The 14,111-nt window shown below is 62.1% G+C and carries 17 protein-coding genes; 11 read left to right on the top strand and 6 right to left on the bottom strand.

Features of this window, described 5'->3' with window-relative positions; all coding sequences use genetic code 11:
* Positions 1 to 19: 19 nt before the first annotated feature.
* The 6 genes from OZ911_RS04695 to OZ911_RS04720 form a co-directional block, all read right to left on the bottom strand.
* Positions 20 to 1,513 carry an RNA polymerase factor sigma-54 gene (locus tag OZ911_RS04695; RefSeq protein ID WP_024717623.1) on the bottom strand — a complete coding sequence of 498 codons (1,494 nt, stop codon included), beginning with the start codon at positions 1,511 to 1,513 and terminating at the stop codon, positions 20 to 22.
* A gap of 177 nt (positions 1,514 to 1,690) precedes the next feature.
* Positions 1,691 to 2,416 carry an LPS export ABC transporter ATP-binding protein gene (gene lptB / locus OZ911_RS04700; protein ID WP_003255132.1) on the bottom strand — a complete coding sequence of 242 codons (726 nt, stop codon included), beginning with the start codon at positions 2,414 to 2,416 and terminating at the stop codon, positions 1,691 to 1,693.
* A complete protein-coding gene (gene lptA, locus OZ911_RS04705; protein ID WP_016485039.1) occupies positions 2,417 to 2,941 on the bottom strand; it encodes a lipopolysaccharide transport periplasmic protein LptA in 525 nt (174 codons plus the stop codon). It lies immediately after the preceding gene.
* Positions 2,928 to 3,500, bottom strand: coding sequence for an LPS export ABC transporter periplasmic protein LptC (gene lptC / locus OZ911_RS04710; RefSeq protein WP_016485040.1), 573 nt, complete (start codon positions 3,498 to 3,500; stop codon positions 2,928 to 2,930). The genes lptA and lptC overlap by 14 nt, the downstream gene beginning before the upstream one ends.
* 8 nt (positions 3,501 to 3,508) lie before the next feature.
* Entirely contained in the window at positions 3,509 to 4,033 is a 525-nt protein-coding gene (locus tag OZ911_RS04715; RefSeq protein WP_023046949.1) for a KdsC family phosphatase, read from the bottom strand.
* An 11-nt stretch (positions 4,034 to 4,044) separates the two neighbouring features.
* The gene (locus OZ911_RS04720; RefSeq protein ID WP_016485042.1) at positions 4,045 to 5,019 is read right to left on the bottom strand and encodes a KpsF/GutQ family sugar-phosphate isomerase; all 975 of its coding nucleotides are present in this window, start codon (positions 5,017 to 5,019) and stop codon (positions 4,045 to 4,047) included.
* A gap of 248 nt (positions 5,020 to 5,267) precedes the next feature.
* On the opposite strand from OZ911_RS04720, the gene OZ911_RS04725 reads away from it, so the two are divergent.
* The 11 genes from OZ911_RS04725 to OZ911_RS04775 all read left to right on the top strand — a co-directional run bounded on the left by OZ911_RS04725 (position 5,268) and on the right by OZ911_RS04775 (position 14,105).
* Positions 5,268 to 6,077: an ATP-binding cassette domain-containing protein gene (locus OZ911_RS04725; protein WP_016485043.1), complete on the top strand. Its 810-nt coding sequence runs from the start codon at positions 5,268 to 5,270 to the stop codon at positions 6,075 to 6,077.
* Positions 6,077 to 6,874, top strand: coding sequence for a lipid asymmetry maintenance ABC transporter permease subunit MlaE (gene mlaE / locus OZ911_RS04730; RefSeq protein WP_016485044.1), 798 nt, complete (start codon positions 6,077 to 6,079; stop codon positions 6,872 to 6,874). Before OZ911_RS04725 ends, mlaE begins: the two co-directional genes overlap by 1 nt.
* A complete protein-coding gene (gene mlaD, locus OZ911_RS04735) occupies positions 6,874 to 7,359 on the top strand; it encodes an outer membrane lipid asymmetry maintenance protein MlaD (protein WP_016485045.1) in 486 nt (161 codons plus the stop codon). Before mlaE ends, mlaD begins: the two co-directional genes overlap by 1 nt.
* Positions 7,360 to 7,368: 9 nt before the next feature.
* On the top strand, positions 7,369 to 8,016 hold the full coding sequence (locus OZ911_RS04740; RefSeq protein ID WP_016485046.1) for an MlaC/ttg2D family ABC transporter substrate-binding protein: 648 nt from the start codon (positions 7,369 to 7,371) through the stop codon (positions 8,014 to 8,016).
* Positions 8,013 to 8,315: an STAS domain-containing protein gene (locus tag OZ911_RS04745; protein WP_016485047.1), complete on the top strand. Its 303-nt coding sequence runs from the start codon at positions 8,013 to 8,015 to the stop codon at positions 8,313 to 8,315. Before OZ911_RS04740 ends, OZ911_RS04745 begins: the two co-directional genes overlap by 4 nt.
* Before the next feature lie 117 nt (positions 8,316 to 8,432).
* Positions 8,433 to 8,672 carry a BolA family protein gene (locus OZ911_RS04750; protein ID WP_003255121.1) on the top strand — a complete coding sequence of 80 codons (240 nt, stop codon included), beginning with the start codon at positions 8,433 to 8,435 and terminating at the stop codon, positions 8,670 to 8,672.
* A gap of 23 nt (positions 8,673 to 8,695) precedes the next feature.
* A complete protein-coding gene (gene murA, locus OZ911_RS04755) occupies positions 8,696 to 9,961 on the top strand; it encodes a UDP-N-acetylglucosamine 1-carboxyvinyltransferase (RefSeq protein ID WP_016485049.1) in 1,266 nt (421 codons plus the stop codon).
* Positions 9,962 to 10,052: 91 nt separating this feature from the next.
* Positions 10,053 to 10,688, top strand: a complete 636-nt coding sequence (hisG, locus tag OZ911_RS04760; RefSeq protein ID WP_016485050.1) for an ATP phosphoribosyltransferase — start codon at positions 10,053 to 10,055, stop codon at positions 10,686 to 10,688.
* A 134-nt stretch (positions 10,689 to 10,822) separates the two neighbouring features.
* On the top strand, positions 10,823 to 12,148 hold the full coding sequence (hisD, locus tag OZ911_RS04765; protein ID WP_023046950.1) for a histidinol dehydrogenase: 1,326 nt from the start codon (positions 10,823 to 10,825) through the stop codon (positions 12,146 to 12,148).
* A gap of 2 nt (positions 12,149 to 12,150) precedes the next feature.
* On the top strand, positions 12,151 to 13,197 hold the full coding sequence (gene hisC, locus OZ911_RS04770; protein WP_016485052.1) for a histidinol-phosphate transaminase: 1,047 nt from the start codon (positions 12,151 to 12,153) through the stop codon (positions 13,195 to 13,197).
* Between the two features lie 257 nt (positions 13,198 to 13,454).
* Positions 13,455 to 14,105, top strand: a complete 651-nt coding sequence (locus OZ911_RS04775; RefSeq protein WP_023046951.1) for a FadR/GntR family transcriptional regulator — start codon at positions 13,455 to 13,457, stop codon at positions 14,103 to 14,105.
* Positions 14,106 to 14,111: the final 6 nt, after the last annotated feature.

Raw genomic sequence — 14,111 nt, forward strand, 5'->3', positions numbered from 1 at the left:
CTGTGGCGCATCTCAGGGGCTACATCAGTCGCTTGCGTTCGCTCGACGGTGCTATGCCGAGCGACTCGCGGTACTTGGCGACGGTGCGACGGGCTACCTGGATGCCTTGTGCCTCCAGTAAACCAGCGATCTTGCTGTCACTCAATGGCTTTTTCTGATTTTCCGCTGCAACCAGTTTTTTGATGATCGCGCGGATCGCTGTAGACGAGCATTCTCCGCCTTCGGAGGTGCTGACGTGGCTGGAGAAAAAGTATTTCAGTTCGTAGATGCCACGCGGGGTGTGCATGTATTTTTGCGTGGTAACCCGAGAGATGGTCGACTCATGCATCCCCACCGCTTCGGCGATGTCATGCAGCACCAGCGGCTTCATTGCTTCATCACCATGGTCGAGGAAACCGCGCTGGTGCTCGACGATCTGCGTGGCAACCTTCATCAGGGTTTCGTTGCGGCTTTGCAGGCTCTTGATGAACCAGCGCGCTTCCTGCAACTGGTTGCGCATGAAGGTGTTGTCGGCACTGGTGTCGGCGCGGCGCACGAAGCCTGCGTATTGCGGGTTGACCCGCAGGCGCGGGATGGCTTCCTGGTTCAGCTCCACCAGCCAGCGGTCGCTGTCTTTGCGCACGATGACGTCGGGCACCACGTACTCGGGTTCGCTGGACTCGATCTGTGAGCCAGGGCGCGGGTTGAGGCTTTGTACCAGCTCGATGACCTGGCGCAGCTCGTCTTCCTTGATTTTCATGCGCCGCATCAGCTGGCTGTAGTCGCGGCTGCCGAGCAGGTCGATGAAATCGGTGACCAAGCGCTTGGCTTCGGTCATCCACGGAGTGTTGGCAGGCAGCTGGCGCAGTTGCAGCAGCAGGCATTCACCCAGGTTACGGGCGCCGACGCCGGCCGGTTCGAACTGCTGGATACGGTGCAGCACCGCTTCGACCTCGTCCAGCTCGATATCCAGCTCCGGGTCGAAACCGGCGCAGATTTCCTCAAGGGTGTCTTCCAGGTAGCCCTGGCCGTTGATGCTGTCGATGAGGGTAACGGCGATCAGGCGGTCGGTGTCGGACATCGGCGCCAGGTTCAGTTGCCACAGCAGGTGGCTTTGCAGGCTTTCGCCGGCCGATGTGCGGGTGGTGAAGTCCCACTCATCGTCATCGTTGCTCGGCAGGCTGCTGGCGCTGGTCTGGTAGATGTCTTCCCAGGCGGTATCGACCGGAAGCTCGTTGGGGATCCGCTCGCCCCACTCGCCATCTTCCAGGTTGTCGGCACTGACGGTGCTTTCCTGAAAGCTGTTGTCCTGGGCTTCGGCTGCCGGCTTGTTCTCGGCGTTGTCCGCCATCGGGTCGCTGTTGTCGAAGTCCTCGCCGTCTTCCTGACGTTCGAGCATCGGGTTCGACTCCAGCGCTTCCTGGATTTCCTGTTGGAGGTCCAGGGTGGAAAGCTGGAGCAGACGGATGGCCTGTTGCAACTGCGGTGTCATCGTCAGTTGCTGGCCCATTTTTAGGACGAGCGATGGTTTCATGGCTGGGGCTTAATACCTTGTTCGCCGGCGCGCATGCGCCATCCACTACACGAGGGCGCCGGGGCGCCAGATCAAGCAAGTTTTATGCCTTAAATTGTAGCGTTTGCCTAGAGCGCTGTAACAACTTTACCCGCGGTTTCACGGCTATGTGCCAGTGCTCCAGGCGCTTCCCCTGGGTCAGAGCCGGAACTCGTGGCCCAGGTAAACCTCTTTGACCAGGTCGTTGGCCAGGATGGTCTCGGCATCGCCTTCAGCGATCAGCCGGCCATCATTGACGATATAGGCGGTCTCGCAGATATCCAGCGTCTCGCGCACGTTGTGGTCGGTAATCAGCACACCGATGCCCTTGGCCTTGAGGTGGTGGATGATCTGCTTGATGTCACCAACCGAGATCGGGTCGACACCGGCGAAGGGTTCGTCCAGCAGGATGAACTTGGGTGCGGTTGCCAGGGCGCGGGCAATCTCGACGCGGCGGCGTTCACCACCGGAAAGGCTCATGCCGAGGTTGTCGCGAATGTGGCTGATGTGGAACTCCTGCAGCAGGCTTTCCAGCTCTTTGCGGCGGCCGTCGCGGTCGAGGTCCTTGCGGGTCTCGAGAATGGCCATGATGTTGTCGGCCACCGACAGTTTACGGAAGATCGAGGCTTCCTGCGGCAAGTAGCCGATGCCGGCACGGGCGCGGCCGTGCATGGGCTGGTGGCTGACATCGAGGTTGTCGATGAGCACGCGCCCCTGCTCGGCCTGGACCAGCCCGACAATCATGTAGAAGCAGGTGGTCTTGCCGGCGCCGTTGGGGCCGAGCAGGCCGACGATCTGGCCACTGTCGATCGACAGACTGACATCACGTACGACCTGCCGCCCCTTGTAGCTCTTGGCCAGATGCTGGGCTTTGAGGGTTGCCATTTACTCGGCCTTCTTCTTGGGCTGGATCACCATGTCGATGCGCTGACGTGGCTGGGTCACGTTGCCACCACGACCGGCGGTCGCCACCTGGGACTTGGTGTTGTAGACGATCTTCTCGCCTTCGGTCGTGTTGCCCTCGTTTTCGACCTTGGCGCGGTCGGTGAGGATCACGGTGTCTTTCTGCGCCTGGTACTGGATTGTCACTGCCCAGCCTTTCATCTTGTCTGGCTTGGCAGCGCTCTGTTGTTGCTCGAAGTAGGCCAGGTTGCCGACCGAGGTGACCACATCGATGTCGCCGTTGGCGGCGCGGGTCATGGTCACGGTGTTGCCTTTGATCATCATCGAACCTTGGGTGATGATCACGTCACCGGTATAGGTGGCCACGCCTTGCTTGTCATCCAGATGGGCCTGGTCGGCCTGGATGCGGATCGGCTGATCACGGTCATTCGGCAGTGCGAAGGCGCTCGCGCTTCCCAGTGCTGCGCTCAGGCTGAGCAAAAGGGGGAGGGTTTTAACGAGCCTCATACTGTCCTCTTACGTTAGAGAGCAGGTCCATCCTGCTTTCTTTCAAATACGCTTTCATTCCTTTGCCCGTAGTCGTGCCACCGGCGCCGTCGATTCTAACGGCTTGCTCGGTCTGCGCATATTGCTTCTGCGGGAACACGGTCATGCGTGAACTGGTAATGATGGTTTCACGCTGTTTTTCGTCGATGCGTGCAATCCGTACCTTGTCGATCAGCTCGACCTCGGTGCCGTCCGGGTTGACCTCGGCGCGGGTGCTTTGCACGTGCCACGGGTATTGGGTGCCGCGGTACAGGTGCAGGTCCGGCGTAGTCACCAAGGTGATTTCGCTGGTCTTCATGTGCTCGACCTTGTCGGCGGTCATTTCGTACTGCAGCTTGCCGTCGGGCAGAAATTGCACACTGTGGGCGTTGATCGCATAGTAGTCGATGGCGCTTTCGTCGACCTGGGCCACCGGCTTGTCGAGGAAGCTTTCCGGGCTGACATTCCAGTAGCCGACCGCCGCCAGCAGGGCGGCGATCACTGCTAGCAGCGCAATATTGCGGGCTTTCTTGCTGAACATGGGCAGCCTTACAGGTAGTTGGCGTTGGCAGCGTCCAGGGTACCCTGGGCCTGCATGATCAGTTCGCAGAATTCACGGGCTGCGCCTTCGCCGCCGCGTGCCTGGGTCACGCCGTGAGCGTGCTGGCGAACAAACGGGGCGGCGCTGGCCACGGCCATGCCCAATGCCACCCGGCGAATGACCGGCAGGTCGGGCAGGTCATCGCCCAGGTAGGCCACTTGATCATAGCTTAGGCCCAGTTCGGCGAGCAGGCCGTCAAGCACGACCAATTTGTCCTCGCGGCCCTGGTACAGGTGCGGGATGCCGAGGTTTTTCGCCCGGCGCTCGACCACAGGGGTTTTGCGCCCGCTGATGATCGCGGTGGTCACACCCGAGGCCATGAGCATCTTGATGCCCTGGCCGTCGAGGGTATTGAAGGTCTTGAACTCGCTGCCATCTTCGAGGAAGTACAGGCGCCCGTCGGTGAGCACGCCGTCTACGTCGAACACTGCCAGCTTGATGGCTTTGCCGCGTTGCATGAGGTCCTGGTTCATTCCATCGCTCCTTACATTACACCGGCGCGCAGCAGGTCGTGCATGTTCAGGGCGCCGGTCGGGCGGCCCTCGCGGTCCACCACCACCAGTGCGCTGATCTTGTGGTCTTCCATGATCTTCAGGGCTTCGGCAGCGAGCATGTCGGCGCGGGCCGTTTTGCCGTGCACGGTCATGACCTGGTCGACCAGGGTGGTGTGTACGTCGATGTTGCGGTCCAGGCTGCGGCGCAGGTCGCCGTCGGTGAAGATCCCGGCCAGCGTGCCGTCGGCTTCGACGATCACGGTCATGCCCAGGCCTTTGCGGGACATTTCAAGCAGCGCATCCTTGAGCAGGGTGCCGCGGGCTACCTGGGGCAGCTCGTCGCCGCTGTGCATCACGTTCTCGACCTTGAGCAGCAGGCGACGGCCCAGTGCACCGCCCGGGTGCGAGAAGGCAAAGTCTTCAGCGGTGAAACCGCGGGCTTCGAGCAGGGCGATGGCCAGGCAGTCGCCCAGCACCAGCGATGCCGTGGTGGAGGAGGTGGGTGCGAGGTTAAGCGGGCAGGCCTCTTGCGCGACGCGGGCGTCGAGGTTGACCTCGGCGGCCTGGGCCAGGGGCGAGTCCGGGTTGCCGGTCAGGCTGACCAGCTTGATGCCCAGGCGCTTGATCAACGGCAGCAGGGTGACGATTTCGGCAGTGCTGCCGGAATTGGAAAGCGCAAGGATGACATCATCGCGGGTAATCATGCCCATGTCGCCATGGCTGGCTTCGGCCGGGTGCACGAAAAACGCCGGGGTCCCGGTGCTGGCCAGGGTGGCGGCGATCTTGTTGCCGATATGCCCGGACTTGCCCATGCCGACCACGACCACCCGGCCCTTGCTGGCCAGGATCAGCTCGCAGGCTTTGACGAAATTGTCGTCGATGCGCGCCAGCAGGGCCTCTACGGCCTCGAGTTCCAGGCGCAGGGTGCGTTGGGCGGATTGAATCAGCTCGCTGGATTGGCTCATGTCGAGAAAGCAATGCCTGATGAAAAGGTCGCGATTATACGCGCAATGACGAAAACCCTCACCCCTTCGATTGCTGTAGCGAATGTCATCAAAGCCTGTCACGGGGCTGAACGACTGCTTGTCCGGCCTTGGGGCGGCACTGTCAGCGGTGCTATAGTTCGCCGCTATTCGGCCTGCCAGGGGCGCTTGTGCCTTCCTGATGGAGGCCGGCGTCCATTAGGACGAGGCTGCACTAGCAAGGAGTCTAGATGAGTGTGGATAGCGCCTACGCGGTCGAGTTGAAGGGGGTTACCTTCAAACGTGGTTCGCGCAGCATTTTCAGCAACGTCGACATTCGCATCCCGCGCGGCAAGGTCACCGGCATCATGGGGCCATCGGGTTGCGGCAAGACCACGTTGCTCCGCCTGATGGGTGCGCAATTGCGCCCCTCCAGCGGTGAGGTATGGGTTGCTGGCCAGAATCTGCCGACGCTGTCGCGCAGCGACCTGTTCGACGCCCGCAAACAGATGGGTGTGCTGTTTCAGAGTGGCGCGCTGTTCACCGACCTCGATGTGTTCGAGAACGTCGCGTTCCCGCTGCGCGTGCACACCCAGCTGTCGGACGAAATGATCCGCGACATCGTGCTGATGAAGCTGCAGGCCGTGGGCCTGCGGGGTGCCATCGACCTGATGCCTGACGAATTGTCCGGTGGCATGAAGCGCCGTGTGGCGCTGGCGCGGGCAATTGCCCTGGACCCGCAGATCCTTATGTACGACGAGCCGTTCGTCGGCCAGGACCCGATCGCCATGGGCGTACTGGTGCGCCTGATCCGCTTGCTCAACGATGCCCTGGGCATTACCAGCATCGTCGTTTCCCACGACCTGGCGGAAACCGCCAGCATCGCCGACTACCTCTACGTGGTAGGCGACGGCCAGGTGCTGGGGCAGGGGACGCCCGACGAGCTGATGGGCTCGGACAACCCTCGCATTCGCCAGTTCATGAAGGGCGACCCGGACGGCCCGGTACCCTTCCACTTTCCTGCGCCTGACTACCGCGCCGACCTGCTGGGAGCGCGTTGATGCGCAGAAAATCCTTACTCGAACGTGTTCGCCTGCTGGGCCGTTCGGCAATCGATGTGCTGGCCGTGCTCGGGCGTTCCTGCCTGTTCCTGTTCCATGCGCTGGTTGGCCGTGGCGGTATCGGCGGCGGCTTCCAGCTGCTGACCAGGCAGCTGTACTCGGTGGGCGTGTTGTCGCTGGCGATCGTTGTCGTGTCCGGGGTGTTTATCGGCATGGTGCTGGCGCTGCAGGGCTACAGCATCCTGGCCAGGTACGGCTCGGAGCAGGCAGTGGGGCAGATGGTCGCCCTGACCCTGCTGCGTGAGCTCGGCCCGGTGGTAACGGCGTTGCTGTTCGCCGGCCGTGCAGGGTCCGCGCTGACCGCCGAAATCGGCAACATGAAGTCGACCGAGCAGCTGTCGAGCCTGGAAATGATCGGCGTCGACCCGCTCAAGTACATCGTCGCGCCGCGCCTGTGGGCCGGTTTCATCTCGCTGCCGTTGCTGGCGCTGATTTTCAGCGTGGTCGGCATCTGGGGTGGCTCGTGGGTGGCCGTGGACTGGCTGGGCGTCTACGAAGGCTCGTTCTGGGCCAACATGCAGAACAGTGTTTCTTTCACTGACGACGTGCTTAACGGGCTGATCAAGAGCCTGGTGTTCGCCTTCGTCACAACCTGGATTGCCGTATTCCAGGGGTACGACTGCGAGCCCACCTCAGAAGGGATCAGCCGTGCCACCACCAAGACCGTGGTCTATGCCTCGTTGGCAGTGCTGGGTCTGGACTTTATTCTGACCGCCTTGATGTTTGGAGATTTCTGATGCAAAACCGCACCCTGGAAATCGGTGTCGGCCTGTTCCTCCTGGCCGGGATCCTGGCGCTGCTGCTGCTGGCCCTGCGTGTCAGCGGGCTGTCGGCCAGCCCGAGCAGCGATACCTATAAAGTTTATGCCTACTTCGACAATATCGCCGGTTTGACGGTCAGAGCTAAAGTGACCATGGCCGGTGTGACCATCGGCAAGGTCACCGCCATCGATCTGGACCGGGATTCCTACACCGGTCGGGTGACGTTGCAGCTGGACAAGTCGGTGGACAACCTGCCGACCGACTCCACGGCCTCGATCCTGACTGCCGGTCTGCTTGGCGAGAAGTACATCGGCATCAGCGTGGGCGGCGAAGATCAGGTGCTCAAGGATGGCGCGACCATCCACGACACCCAGTCGGCCTTGGTGCTGGAAGATCTGATTGGCAAGTTCCTGCTCAACTCCGTTGGCAAGGAACCGAAAGAAGCGCAACCGGCTAATTAAGGAGTATCCATGATTTCGATCCTGCGACGTGGCCTGCTGGTCCTGCTGGCGGCCTTCCCCCTGCTGACCCTGGCGGCGCAGTCGCCTCACGAGGTGGTTCAGGGCACGACCAATGAACTGCTGGGTGACCTCAAGGCCAACAAGGAGCAGTACAAGTCCAACCCCAGCGCCTTCTACGATGCGCTCAACCGCATCCTGGGCCCGGTGGTGGACGCTGACGGTATTTCCCGCAGCATCATGACCGTCAAGTACTCGCGCAAGGCCACACCTGAGCAGATGCAGCGCTTCCAGGAAAACTTCAAGCGCAGCCTGATGCAGTTCTATGGCAATGCGCTGCTCGAATACAACAACCAGGGCATCGTCGTCGACCCGGCCAAAGCCGATGACGGCAAGCGCGCCAGCGTAGGCATGAAGGTCACCGGTAACAACGGTGCCGTTTACCCGGTGCAGTACACCCTGGAAAACATCGGTGGTGAGTGGAAGGTGCGTAACGTCATCGTCAACGGCATCAACATTGGCAAGCTGTTCCGTGACCAGTTTGCCGATGCCATGCAGCGCAATGGCAACAACCTGGACAAGACCATCGACGGCTGGGCGGGTGAAGTGGCCAAGGCCAAGCAGGCAGCAGACAGCTCGCCTGACAAGGAAGTGAAATGAGTGAGGCCGGCGTAAGCATGGCTGAGCCAGGCGTTATGCGCCTGGCCGGCGTGCTGGACTACCGTACCGGCCCCGCCTTGCGCAAGCAGGGCAAGTCGCTGATCGACGCCTCCCGCGAGCCGCACCTGGTGCTGGATTGCTCGGCTGTCGAAAAGTCGTCGAGCGTTGGCCTGTCGCTGTTGCTTGCGTTCATTCGCGATGGCCAAGCCACCGGCAAGGCCTGCGAGGTCCGCGGCATGCCTGACGACATGCGGGAAATTGCCGAGGTCTATGACCTTGATGAAGTGCTGGCAACCTGATGGCCCGGCACGGATGATGGCCCCTCGGTCAGCGAAGCCCTCGTTGGGCTTCGCAGGCGGGGGGCTTTTTTGTATGATGGCCGACCCGTGCGCATCGGGCGCCGATTGAGGTTGAGCATGCAGGCCGTAGAAGTTAAAAGCTTCCTTGAAGAGAAATTGCCGGGTTCCCGGGTCGAAGTTGAAGGCGAAGGCTGCAACTTCCAGTTGAACGTGATCAGCGACGAGTTGGCTGGCCTGAGCCCGGTCAAACGCCAGCAGGCGATCTATGCTCACCTGAACCCATGGATCGCCAATGGCAGCATCCATGCGGTAACCATGAAATTTTTCAGCAGCGCAGCCTGGGCTGAGCGCACCTGAGCCAACTTGGCGGCGAGACTCCAATGGACAAACTGATTATTACTGGCGGCGCTCGCCTTGACGGCGAGATCCGCATTTCGGGCGCGAAGAACGCAGCCTTGCCGATTCTGGCGGCGACCCTGCTGGCCGATGGCCCGGTCACCGTGGGCAACCTGCCACACCTGCACGACATCACCACCATGATCGAGCTGTTCGGCCGCATGGGCATCGAGCCTGTGATCGACGAGAAGCTGTCGGTGGAGATCGACCCACGCACCATCAAGACCCTGGTTGCGCCTTACGAGCTGGTCAAGACCATGCGCGCCTCGATCCTGGTACTGGGCCCGATGGTTGCCCGTTTCGGCGAAGCCGAAGTGGCCCTGCCTGGCGGTTGCGCCATTGGTTCGCGCCCGGTCGACCTGCACATCCGCGGCCTCGAGGCCATGGGCGCGAAGATCGAAGTGGAAGGTGGCTACATCAAGGCCAAGGCGCCTGAGGGTGGCCTGCGCGGTGCGCACTTCTTCTTCGACACCGTCAGCGTCACCGGTACCGAGAACATCATGATGGCCGCTGCCCTGGCCAAGGGCCGCAGCGTGTTGCAGAACGCCGCGCGCGAGCCTGAAGTGGTCGACCTGGCCAACTTCATCAATGCCATGGGCGGCAATGTCCAGGGCGCCGGTACCGACACCATTACCATCGATGGCGTCGAGCGCCTGCATTCGGCCAGCTACCGCGTCATGCCGGACCGCATCGAGACCGGTACCTACCTGGTCGCTGCTGCCGTGACCGGTGGCCGCGTCAAGGTCAAGGACACCGACCCGACCATCCTTGAAGCCGTACTGGAAAAACTCAAGGAAGCCGGTGCCGACATCAACACCGGCGAAGACTGGATCGAGCTGGACATGCATGGCAAGCGGCCAAAAGCCGTCAACCTGCGTACCGCCCCGTACCCGGCGTTCCCGACCGACATGCAGGCGCAGTTCATTTCGCTCAACGCCATTGCCGAAGGCACCGGCGCGGTGATCGAAACCATCTTCGAAAACCGCTTCATGCACGTTTACGAAATGCACCGCATGGGCGCGCAGATCCAGGTCGAGGGCAACACTGCCATCGTCACTGGCGTCAAGTCGCTCAAAGGTGCCCCGGTCATGGCCACCGACCTGCGTGCGTCCGCCAGCCTGGTGCTGTCGGCGCTGGTTGCCGAAGGCGATACCCTGATCGACCGCATCTACCACATCGACCGTGGTTACGAGTGCATCGAAGAGAAACTGCAGATGCTCGGCGCGAAAATCCGCCGCGTACCGGGCTAATAGCCCGCAGGTGCAAGGATGCACCTTTCGAATTGAATGCGGCCAGGTCGATGACCTGGCCGGCAGCAGCCGCTTAAGGACCGACGTTCCAATGTTGACCATCGCGCTTTCCAAAGGCCGTATTCTCGACGACACCCTGCCGTTGCTGGCCGAGGCCGGTATTGTGCCGACCGAGAACCCGGACAAGAGCCGCAAACTGATCATCCCCACCACGCAGGACGATGTGCGCCTGCTGATCGTGCGTGCGACCGATGTGCCGACCTATGTCGAGCATGGTGCCGCCGACCTGGGTGTGGCCGGCAAGGACGTGCTGATGGAGTACGGCGGCCAGGGTATGTACGAACCCCTGGACCTGCAGATTGCCCAGTGCAAGCTGATGACTGCCGGCGTGGTCGGCGCACCCGAGCCCAAGGGCCGCCTGCGCGTGGCCACCAAGTTCGTCAACGTAGCCAAACGCTACTACGCCGAACAGGGCCGTCAGGTCGATATCATCAAATTGTACGGTTCGATGGAACTGGCACCGCTGATCAACCTCGCCGACAAGATCATCGACGTGGTCGACACTGGCAACACTCTGCGTGCCAACGGCCTGGAGCCCCAGGACCTGATCGCCACGATCAGCTCGCGCCTGGTGGTCAACAAGGCTTCCATGAAAATGCAGCACGCCCGTATCCAGAGCCTGATCGACACGCTGCGTCAAGCAGTCGAATCGCGACACCGCGGCTGACTCTCTACCGACTGCGCGCGGCTTTCGCCGTCGCGCCCGTCTATCCGCGTCATAGCCACTTTTCTCGGGTGCCCGCGCGGATGGACTGGTAGCCTAGGGTGCCTGAGCATTCGCTAATAATCGAGGCCCTCGCCATGACCGTGTCCACTGCAATTGCCCGTCTCAACGCTGCTGATCCGGATTTCGCCCGACATCTGGATCATCTGCTGAGCTGGGAGAGTGTGTCCGATGACGCGGTCAACCAGCGCGTGCTCGACATCATCAAGGGCGTGCGCGAGCGCGGCGATGCGGCACTGGTAGAGTTCACCCAGCGTTTCGACGGCGTTTCGGCCAACAGCATCGATGACCTGATCCTCGGTCGCGAGCGCCTGGAGCTGGCCCTGACCCGCATTACCCCGGTCCAGCGCGAAGCCTTGGAAAAGGCCGCCAACCGCGTGCGCATGTACCACGAACGGCAGAAGCAGGACTCCTGGCAGTACACCGAGGCCGACGGCACCGTGCTGGGTCAGAAGGTCACCCCGCTGGACCGTGCAGGCCTGTATGTGCCGGGCGGCAAGGCGTCGTACCCTTCGTCGGTGCTGATGAACGCCATTCCGGCCAAGGTTGCCGGCGTGGCCGAAGTCGTAATGGTAGTGCCGACCCCGCGTGGCGAGGTCAACGAACTGGTGCTGGCTGCCGCCTGCATCGCCGGTGTGGACCGCGTATTCACCGTGGGTGGTGCCCAGGCGGTTGCTGCACTGGCCTACGGCACCGAAAGCGTGCCGCAGGTGGACAAGATCGTCGGCCCGGGCAACATCTACGTAGCCACCGCCAAACGCCACGTATTCGGCCAGGTAGGCATCGACATGATCGCCGGCCCGTCGGAAATCCTCGTGGTATGCGACGGCCAGACCGACCCGGACTGGATCGCCATGGACCTCTTCTCCCAGGCCGAGCACGATGAAGACGCCCAGGCCATCCTGGTCAGCCCGGATGCCGCATTCCTCGACCGTGTTGCGGCCAGCATCAGCAAGCTGCTGCCGACCATGGAACGTGCCGACATCATCGAGAAGTCGATCAATGGCCGTGGTGCACTGATCCAGGTGCGTGACATGCAACAGGCCATGGACGTGGCCAACCGCATTGCCCCGGAGCACCTGGAACTGTCGGTGGCCGACCCGCAAGCCTGGTTGCCGCACATTCGCCACGCTGGCGCGATCTTCATGGGCCGTCACACCAGCGAAGCGCTGGGCGATTACTGCGCCGGGCCCAACCACGTGCTGCCTACCTCCGGCACCGCGCGGTTCTCGTCGCCGTTGGGGGTGTATGACTTCCAGAAGCGTTCGTCGATCATTTTCTGCTCCGAGCAGGGCGCGTCCGAGCTGGGCCACACGGCTTCGGTCCTGGCCCGTGGCGAGTCGCTGACCGCCCACGCCCGCAGCGCCGAATACCGTATCCTGACCCAAGAGAAGGGGAACTGAGCATGAGTCGATTCTGGAGCCCCTTCGTCAAGGACCTGGTGCCTTATGTGCCGGGCGAGCAACCCAAGCTGGCCCGTCTGGTCAAGCTGAACACCAACGAAAACCCCTACGGCCCGTCGCCCAAGGCGCTGGAGGCCATGCGTGGCGAGCTTAACGACAACCTGCGCTTGTACCCGGACCCGAACGGTGACCGGCTGAAGCAGGCGGTCGCCGAGTACTACGGCGTAACCCCGGCGCAAGTGTTTGTCGGCAACGGCTCGGACGAGGTGCTGGCGCACATCTTCCACGGCCTGTTCCAGCACGATGCGCCGCTGTTGTTCCCGGACATCAGCTACAGCTTCTACCCGGTCTATTGCGGCCTGTACGGTATTGCCTTCGAGCAGGTGGCGCTGGATGAGCAGTTCCAGATCCGCATCGAGGACTACAACAAGCCAAATGCCGGCATCATCTTCCCCAACCCCAATGCGCCGACTGGCTGCCTGATGCCGCTGCAGGCGGTGGAACAGTTGCTGCAGGCCAACCGTGACTCGGTGGTGGTGGTCGATGAGGCCTACATCGATTTCGGTGGCGAGACGGCCATCAGCCTGGTGGACCGCTACGACAATCTGCTGGTTACCCAGACGTTGTCGAAGTCGCGCTCGTTGGCTGGCTTGCGGGTGGGGCTGGCGGTAGGGCATCCGGACCTGATCGAGGCGCTGGAGCGGATCAAGAACAGCTTCAACTCCTATCCCTTGGACCGTGCTGCGATCGTTGGCGCGGCGGTGGCATTCGAAGACCGCGAGTATTTCGAGGAAACCTGCCGCAAGGTGATCGAGAGCCGCGAGGTCTTGGTCAGGCAGCTTGAGGCCAAGGGTTTCGAGGTACTGCCTTCGGCCGCCAACTTCATCTTTGCCCGCCACCCGCACCAAGATGCCGGCGAACTGGCTGCACGCCTGCGCGAGCAAGGTGTGATCGTGCGCCACTTCAAGCAGCCGCGCATTGCCCAGTTCCTGCGCATTACCATCGGCACGCCAGACATGAACCAGGCGCTGCTCGATGCGTTGAACTGACGTGATTGATGGCCCTGCGCTTCCACAGAACAGCTGCTAACTGCCTGATTTAGCAGTCGCCCTGTGGGAGCGGGCTTGCCCCGCGAACACCGGCGAAGCCGGTGCCAGGCACCGCGCCCCCTATTCGCAGGGCATGCCCACAGCCTAACGGCTGCTCTCTTCGACCCCGAACGCCTGGGTTCAAATACCTGGTGGTTTGCCCGGCTGCCCGATATCCACTAAGCTCTGTCGATTCATCGGATGATTGGTTGAGTGAGATGGGTACCGAGTTGACCAAGCGCTCTCTCGTGGAGCTGGCCGTGGAGCGCATGCGCGAGCGTATCGTGATGGGCGATTGGCAGGTCGGGCAGCGCTTGCCGACTGAGCCGGAGCTGGCCCATCAGCTGGGCATAAGCCGCAACACCGTGCGCGAGGCGATGCGCGTGCTGGCTTTCAGTGGCCTGGTGGAAATTCGTCAGGGCGACGGTAGCTACTTGCGCACGGCGCATGACCCCTTGCAGGCGGTGCAGGCAATGTCGCGCTGCACCCCGGAGCAGGCCCGGGAAACCCGCCATATCCTTGAGGCTGAAGCCGTTGGCCTGGCGGCGCTGCGCCGAACGGATACTGACCTGCAAGCGCTGCGTGATGCCTTGGCCGGCAGTGCCGGGCATTTTCACGGGGATGTCGATGAATATGTAGCGTGCGACCTGGTATTTCACCAGCGGCTGGTCGATGCCGCGCACAACCCGGCGTTAAGCGAGCTGTACCGGTACTTTGCCGGGGTGGTGGCGGCTGCTCTGAAGCACAACATGGCAACCGTGCCCCGTTGCCAATCCACGTTCGATCTGCATGGGCAGATCCTCGACGCCATCGAACAACGTGATGCGGAGCGGGCCAAGCGCCTGAGCCGTACCCTCATCGAATCCTGACTCCGA

Source organism: Pseudomonas fortuita, from assembly GCF_026898135.2.
In the GTDB taxonomy this organism is placed as follows: Bacteria; Pseudomonadota; Gammaproteobacteria; order Pseudomonadales; family Pseudomonadaceae; genus Aquipseudomonas; species Aquipseudomonas fortuita.

Coding starts and splice junctions, on each gene's coding strand:
- OZ911_RS04750 (WP_003255121.1), top strand. CDS start 8,433: ATGCAGGCCGTAGAAGTTAAAAGCTTCCTTGAAGAGAAATTGCCGGGT.
- mlaE (WP_016485044.1), top strand. CDS start 6,077: ATGCGCAGAAAATCCTTACTCGAACGTGTTCGCCTGCTGGGCCGTTCG.
- OZ911_RS04740 (WP_016485046.1), top strand. CDS start 7,369: ATGATTTCGATCCTGCGACGTGGCCTGCTGGTCCTGCTGGCGGCCTTC.
- OZ911_RS04715 (WP_023046949.1), bottom strand. CDS start 4,033: ATGAACCAGGACCTCATGCAACGCGGCAAAGCCATCAAGCTGGCAGTG.
- OZ911_RS04720 (WP_016485042.1), bottom strand. CDS start 5,019: ATGAGCCAATCCAGCGAGCTGATTCAATCCGCCCAACGCACCCTGCGC.
- OZ911_RS04745 (WP_016485047.1), top strand. CDS start 8,013: ATGAGTGAGGCCGGCGTAAGCATGGCTGAGCCAGGCGTTATGCGCCTG.
- OZ911_RS04725 (WP_016485043.1), top strand. CDS start 5,268: ATGAGTGTGGATAGCGCCTACGCGGTCGAGTTGAAGGGGGTTACCTTC.
- hisG (WP_016485050.1), top strand. CDS start 10,053: ATGTTGACCATCGCGCTTTCCAAAGGCCGTATTCTCGACGACACCCTG.
- hisD (WP_023046950.1), top strand. CDS start 10,823: ATGACCGTGTCCACTGCAATTGCCCGTCTCAACGCTGCTGATCCGGAT.
- lptB (WP_003255132.1), bottom strand. CDS start 2,416: ATGGCAACCCTCAAAGCCCAGCATCTGGCCAAGAGCTACAAGGGGCGG.
- mlaD (WP_016485045.1), top strand. CDS start 6,874: ATGCAAAACCGCACCCTGGAAATCGGTGTCGGCCTGTTCCTCCTGGCC.
- hisC (WP_016485052.1), top strand. CDS start 12,151: ATGAGTCGATTCTGGAGCCCCTTCGTCAAGGACCTGGTGCCTTATGTG.
- murA (WP_016485049.1), top strand. CDS start 8,696: ATGGACAAACTGATTATTACTGGCGGCGCTCGCCTTGACGGCGAGATC.
- lptA (WP_016485039.1), bottom strand. CDS start 2,941: ATGAGGCTCGTTAAAACCCTCCCCCTTTTGCTCAGCCTGAGCGCAGCA.
- lptC (WP_016485040.1), bottom strand. CDS start 3,500: ATGTTCAGCAAGAAAGCCCGCAATATTGCGCTGCTAGCAGTGATCGCC.
- OZ911_RS04695 (WP_024717623.1), bottom strand. CDS start 1,513: ATGAAACCATCGCTCGTCCTAAAAATGGGCCAGCAACTGACGATGACA.
- OZ911_RS04775 (WP_023046951.1), top strand. CDS start 13,455: ATGGGTACCGAGTTGACCAAGCGCTCTCTCGTGGAGCTGGCCGTGGAG.